The following is an 18,485-nucleotide window of genomic DNA, read 5'->3' on the forward strand; positions in this document are numbered from 1 at the left end:
CCGCGGGCCGCGCCTCCCGGAAGCGCGGCCTGCCCAGTCTATTTAAAAGGAGTTGGATATGACGTTGTCTTCTGCCGATCAGACCCGGCTGGATCAGTTCTGGGAGCATTGCCTGAGGAACCAGTATTTCAACATCGGCTACCCGGAAAACGCCGACTTCAACTATGCACCGCTGCACCGCTTCCTGCGCTTTTCCCTGAACAACTGCGGCGACTGGGCCGAGCCCGGCAACTACGTGCTCAACTCCTTCGATTTCGAGAAGGACGTGATGGCCTTCTTCGCCGAGCTGTTCCACATCCCGCTGCAGGACAGCTGGGGCTATGTCACCAATGGCGGCACCGAGGGCAACATGTTCGGTTGCTACCTGGCCCGCGAGCTGTTCCCTGACGGCACCCTGTACTACTCGAAGGACACCCACTATTCCGTGGCCAAGATCGTCAAGCTGCTGCGCATCAAGTGCCGTGCGGTGGAGTCCCTGGCCAACGGCGAGATCGACTGCGACGACCTGATGGCGAAGATCGCCGCCGATGGCGAGCGCCACCCGATCATCTTCGCCAACATCGGCACCACCATGCGCGGCGCGATCGACGACATCGCCGTCATCCAGCAGCGCCTGGCCGAGGCCGGCATCGCCCGCGAGGACTACTACCTGCATGCCGATGCGGCGTTGAGCGGGATGATCCTGCCCTTCGTCGAGCAGCCGCAGCCGTTCACCTTCGCCGATGGCATCGATTCCATCTGCGTCTCGGGGCACAAGATGATCGGCTCGCCGATTCCCTGCGGCATCGTTGTCGCGCGGCGCGCCAACGTCGAGCGCATCTCGGTGGAGGTGGACTACATCCGCGCCAACGACAAGACCATCAGTGGTTCGCGCAACGGCCACACGCCGATGCTGATGTGGGCGGCACTGCGCAGCCACACGCCGGCGCAATGGCGGCGGCGGGTCAAGCACAGCCTGGACAATGCGCAATACGCGGTGGAGCGCCTGCGGGAGGCGGGGATCGACGCCTGGCGCCATGCCAATTCCATCACCGTGGTGTTTCCCTGCCCGTCGGCGCGGATCACGCGCAAATACTGCCTGGCCACCTCTGCCGACACCGCGCACCTGATCACCACGCCCCATCATCAGGACAAGAGCATGATCGATGCCCTGATCGATGAAATGATCGCCGAGGCCCGGCCCCGGGAATGGCGCGCCAGCCCGCGGGTCGCGGGGCTGCATGCGCTGGCACCGGCACAGGTCGCCGACTCGCGTTTCCACGTTATCTGATACCTGGCTTTAGATAGGGACATACCTCATGTTGCAACCGAAAACCCCGGAAGCCTGCGCCAGCCTGGCGGACATCCGCGACGGCATCGACTTTCATGACCGGCAGATCTTCGAGGCCCTGCAGAAGCGCCTTGGCTACGTCAAGCAAGCGGTGCGCTTCAAGGCCAACGAACAGGCGATCCCGGCCCCGGAGCGGGTCGCGGCGATGCTCGGCGAACGCCTGGAATGGGCGGCGGCGGCAGGCTTCGACCCGGCGTTCATCGAGACGCTGTACGAGCAGATCATCCAGTGGAACATCCAGCAGCAGATCGTGCACTGGCGGTCGATTCACGGGCAGCGTTGACGGCTGCTGGCCTCATCTTTGGTTCGGTTCAGCGCGGTCGGTGCAGGAGCGGATTGATCCGCGATCGGCGGCGAAGCCGTCGTAAATCCTGAGTCCCGGTTTTTTCTGATTCACCGAGGATGCAGGTTTTATGGCCGCTTCGCGCCCAATCGCGGATGAATCCGCTCCCACAGGGTCCGTTGTGCTCCTGATTGAGATGTGGAGATACCCACGCCTGAAGCTCACCCTCAGAACCGATCCACATCCACGATCGCCTGGACGAACGCCTGTGGCGCCTCCTGCGGCAGGTTGTGCCCCACGCCACCCTCGATCAGCCGGTACTCGTACTTGCCGACATAACGCTTGGCATAGGCTTGCGCCGGCGGATGCGGTGCGCCGTTGGCGTCGCCCTCCAGGGCGATGCTCGGCACCGTGATCGAGGGGAAGGCCGCCAGCTTCTTCTCGATCGCGTCATAACGCCGCTCACCCTTTTCCAGCCCCAGTCGCCAGCGATAGTTGTACACCGACACCGCCACGTGATCCGGGTTGTCCAGCGCCACCGCGCTGCGTTCATAGGTGGCGTCGTCGAACTGCCACTGCGGCGAGGCGGTCTTCCAGATCAGCCGGGCAAAATCATGGGTATTGCGCGCATAGCCCTCGCGGCCACGCTCGGTGGCGAAGTAGAACTGATACCACCATTGTTGCTCTGCCGCCGGAGGCAGCGGCTGCTTGCCGACCTCCTGGCTGCCGATCAGGTAGCCGCTGACCGCCACCAGCGCCTTGACCCGCTCGGGCCACAGCGCGGCGACGATATCCGCAGTCCGTGCGCCCCAGTCATAGCCGCCGAGCACCGCCTGCTTGACCTGCAGCGCATCCATGAAGTCCACCAGGTCTTGCGCCAGCGCCGCCGGCTGGCCGTTGCGCAGTGTCCTGGGCGAAAGGAAACGGGTCTCGCCGTAGCCACGGGCATAGGGCATCAGCACCCGGTAGCCTTGCTCGGCCAGGGCCGGGGCAACGTCGGCGTAGCTGTGGATGTCGTAGGGCCAGCCGTGCAGCAGGATCACCACCGGTCCATCGGCCGGGCCGGCCTCGGCGTAGGCCACGTCGAGCAGGCCGGCCTTGATGTGCTTCAGCGGGCCGAGGCTGGTGTGGCTGCCGGCGACTATGGGGGCGACTTGCACGGTGGCAGCTTCGCTGGCTTGTGCTGCGGCCAGCAGGCCCAGTTGCAGGACAGCGGCGGCGATCACGGAGGTGACGGGTCTCATGGTCTTGCTCCTCGTTGGGGATGGATGACTCACTGGGCGGCCTTGGCTTCGGCCAGCAATCTCTGGATGACCTGTTCCTGGGTGGTGTAGGCGCCTTCGCCGAAGTGGCTGTAGCGCACCTGGCCGTTGGCGTCGATCAGGTAGTGGGCAGGCCAGTACTGGTTGTTGAAGCTGCGCCAGATCGCATAGTCGTTGTCGATGGCGACCGGGTAGCCGATGCCCAGGCGCTCGACCTGCTTGCGCACATTGGCCGGTACCCGTTCGAAGGGGTATTCAGGGGTGTGCACGCCGATCACCACCAGGCCGTCCTTGGCGTAGCGCTCGGCCCATTGCTTGACGTAGGGCAGGGTGTGCTGGCAGTTGATGCAGTCGAAGGTCCAGAAGTCCACCAGCACCACCTTGCCGCGCAGGGCTTCGGGGCTCAGTTCGGGTGAGTTCAGCCACTGCACCGCACCGGCCAGGGACGGTATCCGGCCCTTGGGCGCGAGGTCCGGGGCAGTGGCGGCCTCGGCCTTGGCGACCAGGCGATCGATGACTGCGGAGACTGACTTCAGTACCTGCTGTTCAACCCGGTTGGACAACTGCGACGAGGTGCCTGCAAGCAGCTCGCGGGTGCCGCCGGAGGCGATACCCACCGCCGCCAGCAGAACCACCACGCCCGTCCCGCGGCGCAGCCACTCCACCGCTGGCAGGGACAGGCGCAGGCGCTTGCCCAGGCCTTTGCCGGCGAAGACCAGCAGGCCCAGGGAGACCGCGCTGCCCAGGCCGTAGGCGAGCAACAGCAGGCTGGTCTGCGCGTTCGGTCCGGCGAGCAGGGCGCCGCTGAGGATCAGGCCGAGGATCGGGCCGGCGCAGGGTGCCCAGAGCAGGCCGGTGGCGACCCCGATCAGCAGCGATGCCAGCGGTCCGGACGCCGTGGCCCCGGGTGCGACGCGGTTGCCCAGGGCGACGAAGGGCCGCGCCAGCCAGCTGCCAAGGCGCGGGGCCAGCAGGGACAGGGCGAACAGCGTCATCACCGAGAGGGCCAGGTAGCGCCCGCCGATGTTGGCCTTGACTACCCAGTCGCTGCCGACCACCGCCAGGCTCGACACGGCGGCGAAGGTCAGCACCAGCCCGCCGAGGGTCAGCAGCAAGGAGGCGCGGCTTTGCCCGGTACGGGCGAAGACGAAGGGCACGATGGGCAGGATGCAGGGACTGAGGACGGTCAACAGGCCGCCCAGGAAGGCGATGATCAGCATGGCGTTCTCCATGGCGAGGAAGAGGTGGCGCCATTTCGCGCTGGAGAGGTATCCCCTGTGTGTCGCGCAGGGTCTTTACTGTCGCTTCAGGTATCCCTGCAGGGTCTTGATACATAACCCTACAAACCTGGCTGTCAGCGGATCAGCGTGCCGATAGACTTCACCCATCTCCTCCAAGCCAAGGGCCACCGTGATGGAAGGCAATGCTGATCATGTGCTGATCGTCGACGACGACCGGGAAATCCGCGAACTGGTGGGCAACTACCTGAAGAAGAACGGCCTGCGCACGACCCTGGCCGCCGACGGCCGGCAGATGCGCGCCTTTCTCGAAGCCGGCCAGGTCGACCTGATCGTCCTCGACATCATGCTGCCCGGCGACGATGGCCTGGTCCTGTGTCGCGAGCTGCGCGCCGGCAAGCACCGCAACACCCCGGTGCTGATGCTCACCGCGCGGGACGACGAGACCGACCGTATCGTCGGCCTGGAAATGGGCGCCGACGACTACCTGGTCAAGCCGTTCTCGGCCCGCGAGTTGCTGGCGCGGATCAACGCGGTGCTGCGCCGTACGCGGATGCTGCCGCCGAACCTGGTGGTCAGCGAACAGGCGCGACTGCTGGGCTTCGGCACCTGGCGGCTGGACACCACGGCGCGTCACCTGCTCGACGAACAGGACACCGTGGTCGCCCTGAGCGGCGCCGAATACCGCCTGCTGCGGGTGTTTCTCGATCATCCGCAACGGGTGCTCAGCCGCGACCAGTTGCTCAACCTGACCCAGGGCCGCGAGGCCGATCTGTTCGACCGCTCCATCGACCTGATGGTCAGCCGCCTGCGCCAGCGCCTGCTGGATGACGCGCGCCAGCCCGCCTATATCAAGACGGTGCGCAACGAAGGCTATGTGTTCAGCTTCCCGGTGCGCCTGATCGAGGGCGCAGCATGAGCCGCTGGCCGCGCAGCCTGGCCTCGCGGCTGTCGCTGATCTTCTTCGCCAGCCTGGTGCTCGCCCACGGGCTGACCTTCGCCATGCAGACCCTGGAACGCTACAGCAGTGCGAAAACCCTGATGCTGAGCAATTTCGAGCAGGACATCGACACCTCGGTGGCCATTCTCGAACGCCTGCCGGCGGCGGAACGGCCGGCCTGGCTGCAGCGCCTGCAGCGGCCCAACTACAGCTACCGCCTGGACCAGGGCGAGGCGGGCAGGGCGATGGACGACGAACCGGTTTCGGTGAAGTCGATCAAGGCGACCCTGGGGGCTCGCTATGACCTGAGCTTTCGCGACATCCCGGACATCCGCCCGCATTACCAGGCGCACCTGCGCTTTGCCGACGGCCAGCCGCTGACCCTCGATGTGCGGCCCTCGATCATGCCGTTGTCACCCTGGCTGCCGCTGGTCCTGCTGGGGCAACTGGCGCTGTTGCTGGTGTGCACCTGGCTGGCGGTGCGCATTGCCCTGCGCCCGCTGACACACCTGGCCACGGCCGTGGACAACCTCGACCTGAACCGTCCGGCACAGCCGCTGGCGGAGCACGGACCGACCGAGGTCGCCCGTGCGGCGGTGGCCTTCAATGCCATGCAGGAACGCATCGCTGCCTATGTGAAGGAGCGCGTGCAGCTGCTCGCCGCCATCTCCCACGACCTGCAGACGCCGATCACGCGCATGAAGCTGCGGGTCGAGTTCATGGATGACGGTGCCGATAAAGACAAACTGTGGGGTGATCTCGACGAGATCCAGCACCTGGTCAAGGAAGGCGTGGCCTATGCCCGCAGTACCGAGCCCTCGACCGAAGCGGCGAGCCGCCTCCAGCTCACGGCCTTTCTTGAAAGCCTGGTGTTCGATTACCGCGATATCGGCAAGCCGGTGACGCTGGAGGAGGCGCCGGGCAACCTGCTGCTGGTCTGCCGGCCGCAGGCGTTGCGGCGCTTGCTCACGAACCTGGTCGACAACGCGCTGAAGTTCGCTGGCGAGGCGTCGCTGCGGGTGGAGACGGTGGGCGGGCGCCTGTCGATCCAGGTCCTGGATCGCGGTCCGGGGATTCCCGAGGAGGCGTTGGGCGAGGTGCTCAAGCCGTTCTTCCGCCTGGAGAATTCGCGTAACCGGGACACCGGGGGGACCGGGCTGGGGCTGGCGATCGCTGCGCAACTGGCGGCGAGCCTGGGTGGGGAATTGAAGCTGAGCAACCGGGAAGGGGGCGGGTTGTGTGCCGAGGTTTCGCTTGTGTAGGGCACTGCGCCAGGACGCGCGGATCGTCTGCCTGCAGCCCGCGATCCGCGCGGCTTTTGCCAAGTAGACGAATTGTTTTCCTGACTGCTTAGATGAAGCACGCCAACTTCCCCGAGACAGCGTTTTTGATAAAGAGTTCCATCCACTCGGCAGGGAGTTCACTCTTTCAGATACGCTGCATGCCACCTGTGATGAGATTATTTGGCCATCACTGGCGAATGTCCGCCTCGGTTCACTCTGCACTCTGGTATGCCATCTTCCGCTTCCGGCTGATATCGAAGCATGCGCTGCCGATCATCCTCGAATCCGCTATCGGAGCGAAAATGTGAACTACGTCACTTATGTAGCCATTCGAAATATCAAGGATGGGAAAAGGGCGAAACAGGCATGAACAGATTCAATTGGGTTGATCGCCAAGTTCATGGCAGACATTTGAATGGGGCTGGCTGACCGATTTTCGCAGGCAGGGGTGACATTATAAGGCCATCTATTTTGCTTGATCACCCGACGCTCCGGCGGCAGGCGAGGCGACCTGGGCAGCCCGGATTCATTGGGGCGGACGGGTACGCGCGGTTACCGGCGAACGCGCACCAGCCTGTTTTTCTCATTGTTTTTCGGATAAACGAATAATCATCGTGGGTGCTTCTCGCGCAATACCAGTCTCATATGGTTAGTCCGAAGAGGACTCTATAAGCGGGAAGTGAGTGGCTTGCCAGGGTTAATCAAATGGTTTCTCTCCGTGCGACACAGATGAGTCGGGGTTTATATGCTTTCGTTTTTTGCTTCTTCTTGTGCTCGATTTGCAGGTTGATATATTTACAAGGTTGTTTGTTGTTAGTCTCTTGCAGGTTTTGCCTAAACTATCCTGTTGATGTTCTCCATGTTCTGGCTTGCTGCTCTACAGGTTGTCGGTAGTTTTTCGTGTGGGTCGAAATCGTCTCGGTAATATTTGAACTACTGGCTGCTGATGAACTTGTTGGGCGTTTTAAAGTTGTCTTAACAGTATTTACTGTTGCGCTAAACAATCACGCGCAAACAGGTTATTCAGCGCCCCTGGTTCTGGCTGGCGCCCGCTTTCTCTGTCATAAAATCGCAGTAAATCAAGGCGTTACGGGATTTTTTAGGCCGCGCCTGGCCATTTTTGCAGCGCCTGGCGAGACCTGCGGTTAATTGCACCAATCTCGTGATCTAAATTATTTGTGCACTTAGAAAGAGCGCACCGTTTACCGTCAAATAATCCGCGTCAAAAAAATACTTCAACTCGCCATTGACCGTTATTCACAACAGCGCTATTAATGCGCTCGCTTACCCCGGACCATGCTATTGGTCACTTGCTGCGACGGACTTGCGGGGGGAGTGCAAGAAAACTTTGCGTGCAAGCTTCATTGAGGCCGCTTGTGTGTGCCCAACAAAAAAATTAATTGGCTGACGTTTTTTCGGCCTGGGCGCCCTTTTGCCCAAAACATTGCCAACGGTTTACCAAGGATTGTTCGGTCTCCTTCCAGGAGGCCGTGCTCGAGTGTGCTTAGTCGCTAGAGAACCAGAAAATGCCGGATGTAATTCGACGATCGACTTACCGTCCTCACACAACTTCCTCGCCCATCACTGACAGCAAGGTTCCCATGTTCAATTCCCCCAAACCTGCGAAGGCGCTGCTGTGCGCCCTCGGTTTTGCCGTGATGACAGCCAACGCGGCCATGGCCGCCGAAACCGCCGCTCCGGCTGCCCCGGCCCAGGCCGCGCAGACCCGCGTGCTGGTCAAGGCCGTCGAGTTCAGCGGCAACCGCACCTTCAGCAGCGAGCAGCTCAGCGCGCAGATCGCCGAAGACATCGGCCGCCCGATGACCCTGGTCGAGATGAAGGCCCTGGCCGCGAAGATCGAGGCCTACTACCAGGCCGCCAACTACCGCCTGGTCAAGGTCGTGGTCCCGGCCCAGGACTTCGCCAACGAACCAGCCCTGAAGCTGGTGGTGCTGGAAGGCTGGCTGGGCAACGTGCAGGTCACCGGCGCCAAGCGCTTCTCCCCGGAGCAGGTGCATGACGCCCTGGTGGCCGGCGGCGTGGTCGAAGGCAAGCCGTTCACCCTGGAGCAGGTCGAGCGCGCGCTGACCCACCTCAACCGCCTGTCCGGCATCGAGGTCACCTCGACCCTGCAGCCGGGCGCGAAGACCGGGTCTACCGACCTGGTGGTCGACGTCACCGAGGCGCCACGCATCCAGGGCGCGATGGAAGTGAACAACTACGGCAGCAAGGACACCGGCGAAACCCGCCTGATGCCGAGCCTGAAGTTCGCCAACCTGACCGGTCATGGCGACGAGGCAAACGTTCTCGCCCTGACGTCCGTCGGCGACGGCGACCTGTGGTATGGCTACGTCGACTACAGCCTGCCGCTCAACGCCCAGGGCACCAAGGCCCGCGCCTACTTCTCGAAAGGTAACGTCGACGTCGGCAACACCTACCGCGTGCTGGAAATCGAGGGTGACAACCAGAGCTGGGGCCTGGGCGTGTCCCAGGACTTCGTGCGCTCCGCGCGCAGCATCGTCACCGCCGAAGCCTGGCTGGAATCCCAGGACCTGGAGCAGAGCATCCTCGGCGTGCGTACCGCCGAAGACAAGATCCGCAAGCTGCGCTTCAGCCTGAACCTGGATAACGCCGACCTGTACGGCCGCACCCTGGCCACCGCCGGCCTGCAATACGGCCTCGGCGAAGCCCTGGGCGGCATGGACGATGACTCGCTGATGTCCAGCCGCGCCGCCGCCAAGGCGGACAACAAGTTCACCAAATTCACCTTCGATGTGGCTCGCCTGCAACAGATCACCCCGCGTTTCCTGGTGATCCCGCGCATCGCCGGCCAGTACTCGCTGGATTCGCTGGTCTCCAGCGAGCAGTGGGGCGTCGGTGGTTTCAACTCGGTGGTCGGGCATGCGCCGTCGACCTGGTCGGGCGATCACGGCTTCACCGCCAGCCTCGAAGGTCGCTACTCGATCTTCAAGGACAGCGACCGCTACCAGGCCACCGCGCGCCTGGACCACGGCCAGGTCTGGCTGAAGGACCCGCTGGTCGGCCAGGACGACCACCAGGACCTCTCCGGTGCCGCCATCGGCCTGCTCGCACGGCCGATCGACAGCGTCGACCTGCGCGTCGATTTCGGTGTGCCCATCGGTGACAAGACCGAGGACAGCTCCTACGTCTACGCCCAGGCCCGCTACCGCTTCTGAGCCACGGAAACCACCCCATTTTGCACAGGTAAGTACTCATGTCCCGCAAGAAGAAAGGCACGCAGACATTCATCAAGGCGGTCTCGGTTTCCGTCATCGGCGCCACCAGTTCGGTCGCCCTGGCAGCCCCGACCGGCGGCACCGCCGTCAGTGGCGGTATCTCCATCGGTTCGATGAACAACAACGAACTGGTGATCACCCAGGCCCTGCAGAAAGGCATCATCAACTGGACCGACTTCAGCATCGACGCCGGTGAGCTGGTGCGCTTCGCCCAGCAGGCCGGCAACGACTCCATCACCCTGAACCGGGTGCTGGGCAGCCAGGTCTCGAACATCCAGGGCGCCCTGCAGGCCAACGGCAACATCTTCCTGATCAACCCCAACGGCATCGTCTTCGGCGCCGGTTCGCAAGTCGACGTTGCCGGCCTGCTGGCCACCACCTTCGACGTGACCGATGCCAGCTTCCTCAGCGGCGGCCAACTGGAATTCACCCAGGTCGCCGGCAAGGACCTGGCCAGCATCGCCAACCAGGGCACCATCACCAGCGGCACCGGTGGCTTCGTCTACCTGGTCGCACCGAAAGTTGACAACTCCGGTTTCGTCATCGCCAACGTCGGTCGCGTGACCATGGCTGCCGGTGACCGCTTCACGGTCAACCTGCAAGGCAGCAACCTGATCAACTTCAGCGTCACCGGCGACACCCTCGCCGCGGCCACCGGCAGCGACCTGGAAGGCGTCAAGAACAGCGGTACCGTGACCGCCCAGACCGTGATCCTGCAGGGCAACTCGGCCAGCGGCCTGATGAGCTCCGTGGTCAACAACAGCGGTGTCATCGAAGCCACCGACCTGACCATCGACGCCGGCGACATCGTGCAGAACGGCACCGTCAAGGGCGTCGCCACTGCAGCGGCCACCACCGCCACCCTGACCGCCGGCAAGACCATCACCACCGGCGCCAACAGTTCGACCCGCGCCACCACCGTCAACCTGGCTGTGAAGGACGAAGGCGCCTCGATCGGCTCGGAAGAGGGCGCGATCACCCTCGACGCCGACGTGCTCAACGCCAGCTCGCAGAGCGGCAACGTGCTGGTCACCGACGTCAATGGCGGCGTCGCCCTGGGCGAAGTCAAGGCCGGTACCCCGGCAGCCGGCGGCAGCGTGGTGATCACCGCGCAGAACGGCAGCATCACTTCCGCCGACACCTCGAAGGCCAACGTCACCGGTTACTCGGCCAAGCTGGTCGCCGACAGCGCCGTCGGCAGCGACAGCACCGCGGTCAACACCAAGGTCGGCGTGCTTTCCGCTTCGACCCAGAACGGCGGCATCAATGTCAAGAACGACGGTGCAGTGATCCTCGGCGACGTCGTCGCCCGCGAGCAGATCACCGTCAACGGCCAGACCTCCAGCTCGGCAGCCATCGACAACAGCGGCTCGATCACCCTGAGCAACACCAGCGTCGGCACCAAGAACGTCAAGGTCCAGGCCACCGAGGGCGTGATCCTCACCGGCACCGTGTCGGCCACCAACGGCCTGACCGTGACCTCCGACACCGGCAGCATCCTCGCCGCCCAGGCCGGCACCTCGCTGGTCGGTCGCACCGTCAACCTCAGCGCCGGTGGAGAGATCGGCGACGCCTCGCAGTCCCTGAGCACCCAGAGCAACACGGTCAACGCCGCGGCCGGCAACGGTGGCGTGTACCTGAGCGAAAGCAACGGCCTGACCATCGGCACCCTGACCGCCGCCGGCACCGACAACAACGTCGTGCTCAACGCTACCCAGGGCAACATCACCGTCGGCAGCATCACCGCCACCGGCGCCGCGGTGACCCTGAACGCCGGTAACGGCAGCATCATCTCCGCCAGCGGCTCGACCACCAACGTCACCGCCAAGGACCTGACCGCCACCGCCAAGTCCGGCATCGCCACCTCGGCGAAGAAGCTCGGCACCAGCGTCGACACCCTGACCGCCACCACCACCGCAGCCCAGGCCGGCGTCTACGCGACCAACGACAAGGCCCTGGAAAAGCTTTCGGTGACGACGCCGAACGGCGACACCAACGTTGCCTTCAGCGGCGGCGCGCTGACCTACAGCCGCAACACCAACGGCCTGGCGCTGACCCGCCTGCAGGCCATGGACGTGTCCTTCAGCAACACTGCCGCCGGCCTCAAGCTGAACGGCATCGACGCAGGCAGCGACAAGAGCGTCTCCCTGACCGCCGCCGGTGACATCACCCAGGGCAGCGGCAGCGTGGTCGCCAAGGACCTGACCCTCGACGCCTCGGGCAGCATCGGCGCCGTCGGTACCGCGTTGCAGACCCAGGCCAGCGACCTGACCCTGACCAGCCGCAACGGCATCGCCAACGTCCAGAACACCTCGGCCGACCTGGCCCTGACCGCCACCGCCACCTCCACCAACGGTGCCGTCAGCGTCAACCAGAGCGGCAACCTGGAAGTGAACTCGGTCAACGCCAAGACCGCAGTCAACCTGACCGCCGGTGGCGCAGTGACTGCCGCAGCCAGCGCGCCAGGCACGGTGATTTCCGCAGGCTCCCTGACCGTCAGCGGTGCCTCCCTCGGCACGGCCACCAAGGCCCTGTCGAGCAAGGTCGCAGGCGCTGTGAACCTGACCGCCACCAACGGTGACGTGAACTTCTCCAACATCGGCGCCATCACCCTGCTGGACGTCCTCGCCAGCAACGGCAAGATCGCCTTCCAGAACTCCGGCGACACCGTGGTCGGCCAGCTGCAGGCCAGCGGCACCATCGACTTCAAGGTGTCCGGCAACGTCACCGACGGCAACGGCTCGGCGGCCAACTTCATCACCAGCGGCCTGAGCGCAGCGGTGAAGTCGTTCGGCACCAGCGGCGACGCCATGGAGATCCAGGTCGACGAACTGGTGATCGACGCAGCCAACGGCGGCATCTACGCCCGCCAGGCCAGCGGCAACCTGATTTCCCTGAAGCAGGTCACCAGTGGCGGCACCGGCAGCGACATCCAGATCGAGGCCGACGGCAGCATCAAGCTGGGCAACGTCAATGCCGGTGGCAACAACGTCAAGATCGCCGCCGGTGGCAGCATCGAAGACGGCCGCACCAGCACCGCCAACGCCAACGTCGTCGCCCGCTCGCTGGACATCAGCGCGCCAAACGGCATCGGCCAGCAGGGTGACCTGGCACTGGACGTCAGCTTCCTCTCCGCCGCAGGCGGCAGCGGTGGAGTTACCGCGACCAACGCCGGCGCCGTGGCCGTCGACGCCAGCTCGCTGACCGGCAAGGGCACCAGCGCGATCAACATCGTCGCCACCGCCATCACCATCCTCGACAACAGCGGCGGCACCATCACCATGGATGGCGGCTCGCTGGTGCTGAAGGCGACCTCGGGCAACATCGTCTTCCTCAACCAGAACGACACCATCTACCTGCCAGGTGGCGGCAGCATCACCCTGATCGCGACCTCCAAGGCCAGCGCCGAAGTACCGGGCTACGACGGCGTGATCATCGCCGGCAACCTGAAGACCGACGGCGGCGACATCACCCTGCAAGCGCAGTCGAACATCACCATCGGCATGCTCGATGCCGGCAGCACCGGCAACGTCACCGTAGCCTCGGCCGGCGGCGTGATCCTCGACGGCAACGGCACCGCGCAGAACATCCGCGGCAACAACGTCAGCCTGACCGCCAGCACCCCGAGCAAGTACACCGCCGAGCTGACCCGCGACACCGCCATCGCCGAATACTCGGCGCGTGACGCGGAAGCTGCGGCCAAGCTGCTGCAACTGAACATCCTCATCCAGCAGCTGAAGGACTACGAGGCCCTGGTGACCTCGGCGACCCTGCAGAACAGCCTGGCCGAGCTGACCCAGCGCCTGTCCGAAGCCGCTGCCAACGCGCAGTCGGCCAAGGTCGACGTGATGTCGGCCACCGCCGACTCGCTGAACACCATCCTCAACGCCGCCACCGTGGTGCGTAACGCCGCTGCGGTGATCGCCGGTGCTGCCCAGGCCGTGCCGTTCTCCGGTGACGCCGGTGCCGACGCCGCCTTCGCCGTGGTCGACCTGGTGATGTCCGCCGCTTCCCTGGCCCTGGACAGCTACGAGCGCTACACCCTGGCGCCGCAGCAGGACCTGCTGGTGGAACTCAACAACACCCTGGACGTGGCCAACGCAGCGGTCTACACCGCGGCCACCAACCTGGCGACCACCACCCAGATCCGCGACACCACCGCCACCTCGAAAGCCACTGCCGACCTGGCCGTGTTCAAGGCCAACACCGCCCGTGATGCCGCCCTGCAGGTGCGCAAGCAGGCCGTGGCCGCCTACAACCTGAACCAGCAGATCGACAGCTCGGCCGACAAGCCGCTGGGCATCACCGCCAACCGCCTGGACATCAACAACGGCGGGGTCATCGACTCCAGCCTGTACCTGAACTCCACCGGCAGCCTGGGCCTGGGTGACATCACCGTCGCCAGCGGGCAGAAGATCGTCGCCGAAGCCACCGGCAACGTCGGCGTGGTCGGCAGCGTCAACAGCGACACCTCCATCAGCCTGAAAGCCGGCCAGGCCATCCTCGGCCAGGGCGGCGTGCTGGTGACCCCGGACCTGAAGATGGTCGCCGGCAACGGCATCGGTGCCCTGACCGCGGTCAACACCCAGACCGATCGCGTTGCAGCCGACGCGGGCAACGGTGGCGTGGCCATCGTCAACGCCAATGGCGGCGCGCTGCTGACCATCGGTACCCAGGGGGCCGTGAAAGGCATCACCGGTGCCGGTGACATCAGCGTCATCACCGACGGTTCGTTGAAGATCGACCAACTGGTGAAGGACAGCACCCACACCCATACCGTGAGCCTGACCTCCACCAACGGCGCGATCATCGACGGCAACACCGTCGACCGCAACGTCCAGGGCGGCACTCTGGTGGCCAAGGCCACCGGCGCCATCGACCTCGACACCGAAGTCGACACCCTGAACGCCGAAGTCACCAACGCCGGCAACATCACCCTGCGTGAAGCCAACGCGGTGACCGCGCGCAACCTGAAGACCGCCAGCGGCAACATCGACCTCAAGGCCGGTGGTGCAGTCGTGGTCGGCGCCCTCGACGCCGGTACCGGCAATGTCGACCTGCAGGCCGACGGCGCCATCGACGATGACCAGGACAACAGCACCCTGATCGTCGCCGATACCCTGAACATCCATGCAGCGGGCAGCGTCGGTGCCACCGGCAGCAACGCCAACCGTCACCTGGACACCCTGGTCAACACCGTCAACGTCACCGCCGCCGGCGAGGTCAACCTGGCCGAAGTCGACGACCTGAACGTGGGCACCCTGGAAACCGACCACGGCAACGTCACCGTCACCACCGGCGGTTCGCTGAACGTCGGCAGCATCAGCACCGACACCAGCGGCAGCGACACCGTGTCCCTGGTGGCCGGCAACCAGATCACCAACGCCAAGACCGACGGCACCAGCAACATCGACGCCGCCGCGCTGTCCCTGTATGCCGCCAACGGCATCGGCAATGCCAAGGCGCTGGATGTCAAGGTCGCCAACCTGGAAGCCTACACCGACCAGGGCAGCATCAAGGTCAACGACCTGGACGGCGACCTGGTCATCGGTGGCGTCACGCCGAACCTGGGCAACACCGCGATCAATGGCCTGGACAACTCCGACGGCGACATCGAAGTCAGCACCGCTGGCAACCTCGTCATCAACGAAGGCGTCAACAACTACGGCGACGGCGCGGCGCGCCTGACTGCGGGCGGCAACGTCCAGCAGAACGTCGACATCGATACCGACAATGGCGATATCTTGGTCAAGGCCGGTGGCGACATCGACATGGCCCAGGGCACCCAGGCCAACTCCCGTGCCAATGGCAATATCGCCTACAGCGCCGGCGGCAACGCCAGCCTGCGGCAGATCGGCACCGACACCGGCAGCATCGAGCTGAAGGCAGAGGCGGGCGACCTGACCCTGCACAACAGCGTGGCAACCGGTGCCGGCAACATCACCGCCCATGCGGGTGGCAACCTGGTTGCCGAGGACAGCGTCGTGGTCGCCGGCAATGGCGACGTGCAACTGACCGCCATCGGCAACCTGACCCAGCAGGCGCTGGTGCAGACCAACGCCGGTGACATCCGTATCGGCGCCATGGGCGACATCACCGCGCTGGACAACGCCGTCGTAGTTACCCAAGGCGATATCACCTACCTCGGCTTCGCTAACGTCAGCCTGCAGCAGGTGAGCACCGAAGGCGGCGACATCAACCTGACCGCTGGCGGCAACCTGGTGCAGAACGCCGTGGTGCGCACTGCCCAGGGCGACATCGTCGCCAAGGCCGACGGCGACCTGACCACCCTGGCGGCGACCACCGTCGATGGCACCGGCAACATCGACTACAGCGCCGGCGGCAACGCCGACCTGCAGCAGGTGTCCACCAACGGCGGCAATATCGACCTCAAGGCCACCGGCAACCTGGTGCAGAACGCCGTGGTGCAGACTGCAGCGGGCAACCTGACCGCACACGCGGATGGCAACCTGACCACCCTGGCCGCCAGCTCGGTGCTGGGCGCCGGCAACATCGACTACAGTGCCGGCGGCAACGCTGACCTGCAGCAGGTGACCACCGGTACTGGCAATATCGTCCTCAAGGCCACCAGCAACCTGAACCAGCACGCCCTGGTACAGACCGGCGCTGGCAACATCACTGCCAACGCCGGCGGCGACCTGACCATGGACGTCGGCACCCAGGCCGACATCGCCGGCCAGGGCGACGTGAGCTACAGCGCGGGCAACAACCTGCTCATCACCCAACTCAGCACCGGCAACGGCAATGCGACCCTGAACGCCACCACCGGCGACATCCAGGTCCAGGGCAACGCCGCGCGCAACGTCGTGGCCAAGCAACTGAGCGCGACCGCTGGTGGCAACATCGGCACCAACGACGCGCTGCGTACCGCCGTCGATAACTTGTCGGCCTCGGCCGGCACCGGTTCGATCGTGGTCGACGAAGCCGACGCGGTGACTCTCGACAGCGTTGTCGCGGCCAATGGCCTGGTGGCGGTGAACGCGGGCGATATCACCATCAATCAGCTGCAGGGCGAGAGCGTCTCCCTGGACTCCACCGGCAAGGTGGTGACCGCTGCAGGTGGCCTGGTCAAGGGCGGCAGCCTCGACGTTGCCGCGCAGACCGGCGTCAACCTGCACACCGCAGTGGACAGTGCGACCGTCAGCAACGCCAGCGGCAACATCGTCCTGGCTGAAGACGACGGCATCACCCTGACCCGCGTGACCACCCGCGACGGCAATGTCAGCGTCACCGCTGGCGGCGACATCGGCGTGAACAGCGTCACTGCCAACAACGGCAACGTGGCCCTGACCTCCACCGATGGTGCCATCGTCACCCAGCAGCCGACCTTCTTCGCTCGCCTGCTGGCCCGTGTGGCCCAGGCCACCGGTATCACCGGTGACCGCGTCGAGCTCAACGCCGCCAACGGCCTGGGCAATGGTTCGCAAGGCGCCCTGCAACTCCACGGCAACACCGTCAGCGCCAGCACCACCGGCGGCGACGTCAACCTGGCACAGAGCCAGGCCGTGACCCTGGAGAACGTCAGCACCGGCAACGGCAACATCGCCGTGACCGTCGCCGACGGCAATGCCACCCTGGGTTCGGTGAGCGGTACCGGCAGCGTGGCCCTGACCACCGAGAACGGTGCCCTGGTCGATGACGGCAACGGCAACACCCGCGTCAAGGGCGATGCCGTGAACCTGACCGCCAGCAATGGCATGACCGTGCAGACCCAGGCCAACAGCGTCAACGCCCAGGCCACTGCTGGCAACGTCATCATCAACGAAGCCGACGGCCTCAACCGCCTGACCGTGAACAGCGGCAATGGCGACGTCGCGGTCACCAGCCAGACCGGCAACATCGGCCTGGACGTGGTCAGCGCGGCGGGTCACGACGTCAGCCTCAACGCTGCCGCCGGTGCCATCCGCGATGCCAACAACAACGGTGCCAACAACGTCACCGCGCAGAGCGCCAACCTGGTCGCCAGCAATGGCGTCGGCCAGGCTGGCAACGCAGTGGAAGTCAATGTGCAGACCCTGGCGGCCTCGGCCGGCAACGGCGGCGCCAACCTGGCCAGCACCTCGACTTCGGCGCTGAACCTGACCTCGCTGACCACTGCACAGGGTGACATCGCCCTGTCCAGCGCCGGCGACCTCAACGTCAACGGCGCGGTGACCAACGCCGGTGCGGGCAACATTGCCCTCAACGGTGTCAACGTCAACCAGAACGCCAACATCACCACCAGTGGTCGCGGCAACGTCAGCGTCAACGGCAGCGGCAACGTCACCATGGCGGCCAACACCACCACCAGCACCGACACCGGTACCGTCAGCTACTCGGGCGGCAACACCATCAAGGTCGCGTCGATCCAGACGTCCAACGCCCCGGGTGGCGGCAAGGTGGTCTTCGTCGCGCCGCAGGTGCTGGACAACATGCCGGGCGTGGCCAACGTCCGTGCCTGGCAGGTGTCGCTGAACGCCGGCAACGGTAGCGAGGCGCTGGTCAAGGAGCTGATGGGCGACGTCAACGACTCGTCCACCGTCGACCTGGGCAACCGCGTGATCGGTGGCAGCCTGGCCGAAAGCCGGCGCTTCATGGAAGCCCTGCTGCAACCGGCGGTGATCCAGCAAACCGGCCCCGAGAAGCTGTTCGACGGCGGCCTGCTCACCACCAAGCAGGTCACTCCGTACAACGGCTTCATCGAAGGTGAAGATGGCGTGATGACTTACAACAAGTAAGTTTCAGCGCTGGCAAGCAGAAAGGCCGCCGGGTTCGCCCGGCGGCCTTTTTTTTGTGGGCTGTTCCCACTTCCAGTAGTCGCAACTATGTGGCGGACATTCCTTTTGCGCACACGTTAAATCCCGCGTTGCGCGCTTGTAGGAATTAGTCCAT

9 protein-coding genes are annotated in these 18,485 nt (G+C 64.8%); 7 read left to right on the forward strand and 2 right to left on the reverse strand.

Features of this window, described 5'->3' with window-relative positions; all coding sequences use genetic code 11:
* Positions 1 to 58 precede the first annotated feature (58 nt).
* Together V0R59_RS11575 and V0R59_RS11580 are read left to right on the forward strand one after the other, a co-directional pair.
* A complete protein-coding gene (locus tag V0R59_RS11575; protein ID WP_330074429.1) occupies positions 59 to 1,270 on the forward strand; it encodes a histidine decarboxylase in 1,212 nt (403 codons plus the stop codon).
* Positions 1,271 to 1,298: 28 nt separating this feature from the next.
* Positions 1,299 to 1,613, forward strand: a complete 315-nt coding sequence (locus V0R59_RS11580) for an isochorismate lyase (protein ID WP_330074430.1) — start codon at positions 1,299 to 1,301, stop codon at positions 1,611 to 1,613.
* A gap of 227 nt (positions 1,614 to 1,840) precedes the next feature.
* Here the strand turns inward: V0R59_RS11580 and V0R59_RS11585 are convergent, their stop codons facing one another.
* Positions 1,841 to 2,857, reverse strand: coding sequence for an alpha/beta fold hydrolase (locus V0R59_RS11585; RefSeq protein ID WP_330074431.1), 1,017 nt, complete (start codon positions 2,855 to 2,857; stop codon positions 1,841 to 1,843).
* A gap of 29 nt (positions 2,858 to 2,886) precedes the next feature.
* Positions 2,887 to 4,095, reverse strand: coding sequence for a cytochrome c biogenesis protein DipZ (locus tag V0R59_RS11590; RefSeq protein ID WP_330074432.1), 1,209 nt, complete (start codon positions 4,093 to 4,095; stop codon positions 2,887 to 2,889).
* A gap of 193 nt (positions 4,096 to 4,288) precedes the next feature.
* On the opposite strand from V0R59_RS11590, the gene V0R59_RS11595 reads away from it, so the two are divergent.
* The 5 genes from V0R59_RS11595 to V0R59_RS11615 all read left to right on the forward strand — a co-directional run bounded on the left by V0R59_RS11595 (position 4,289) and on the right by V0R59_RS11615 (position 18,331).
* A complete protein-coding gene (locus V0R59_RS11595) occupies positions 4,289 to 5,032 on the forward strand; it encodes a response regulator (protein WP_330074433.1) in 744 nt (247 codons plus the stop codon).
* Complete coding sequence (locus tag V0R59_RS11600) at positions 5,029 to 6,315, forward strand: sensor histidine kinase (protein ID WP_330074434.1); 1,287 nt, start codon at positions 5,029 to 5,031, stop codon at positions 6,313 to 6,315. The genes V0R59_RS11595 and V0R59_RS11600 overlap by 4 nt, the downstream gene beginning before the upstream one ends.
* A 921-nt stretch (positions 6,316 to 7,236) precedes the next feature.
* Positions 7,237 to 7,485, forward strand: a complete 249-nt coding sequence (locus V0R59_RS11605) for a hypothetical protein (RefSeq protein WP_330074435.1) — start codon at positions 7,237 to 7,239, stop codon at positions 7,483 to 7,485.
* A 452-nt stretch (positions 7,486 to 7,937) separates the two neighbouring features.
* The gene (locus tag V0R59_RS11610) at positions 7,938 to 9,533 is read left to right on the forward strand and encodes a ShlB/FhaC/HecB family hemolysin secretion/activation protein (RefSeq protein ID WP_330074436.1); all 1,596 of its coding nucleotides are present in this window, start codon (positions 7,938 to 7,940) and stop codon (positions 9,531 to 9,533) included.
* Positions 9,534 to 9,571: 38 nt separating this feature from the next.
* The gene (locus V0R59_RS11615) at positions 9,572 to 18,331 is read left to right on the forward strand and encodes a beta strand repeat-containing protein (protein ID WP_330074437.1); all 8,760 of its coding nucleotides are present in this window, start codon (positions 9,572 to 9,574) and stop codon (positions 18,329 to 18,331) included.
* The last annotated feature ends 154 nt before the right edge of the window (positions 18,332 to 18,485 follow it).

Origin of the sequence: Pseudomonas ulcerans (assembly GCF_036324125.1) — a bacterium.
GTDB lineage: Bacteria > Pseudomonadota > Gammaproteobacteria > Pseudomonadales > Pseudomonadaceae > Aquipseudomonas > Aquipseudomonas ulcerans.

Bases quoted from the DNA above. Each gene is read 5' to 3' on its own strand.
- V0R59_RS11575 (WP_330074429.1), top strand. From the start codon at position 59: ATGACGTTGTCTTCTGCCGATCAGACCCGGCTGGATCAGTTCTGGGAG.
- V0R59_RS11580 (WP_330074430.1), top strand. From the start codon at position 1,299: ATGTTGCAACCGAAAACCCCGGAAGCCTGCGCCAGCCTGGCGGACATC.
- V0R59_RS11585 (WP_330074431.1), bottom strand. From the start codon at position 2,857: ATGAGACCCGTCACCTCCGTGATCGCCGCCGCTGTCCTGCAACTGGGC.
- V0R59_RS11590 (WP_330074432.1), bottom strand. From the start codon at position 4,095: ATGCTGATCATCGCCTTCCTGGGCGGCCTGTTGACCGTCCTCAGTCCC.
- V0R59_RS11595 (WP_330074433.1), top strand. From the start codon at position 4,289: ATGGAAGGCAATGCTGATCATGTGCTGATCGTCGACGACGACCGGGAA.
- V0R59_RS11600 (WP_330074434.1), top strand. From the start codon at position 5,029: ATGAGCCGCTGGCCGCGCAGCCTGGCCTCGCGGCTGTCGCTGATCTTC.
- V0R59_RS11610 (WP_330074436.1), top strand. From the start codon at position 7,938: ATGTTCAATTCCCCCAAACCTGCGAAGGCGCTGCTGTGCGCCCTCGGT.
- V0R59_RS11615 (WP_330074437.1), top strand. From the start codon at position 9,572: ATGTCCCGCAAGAAGAAAGGCACGCAGACATTCATCAAGGCGGTCTCG.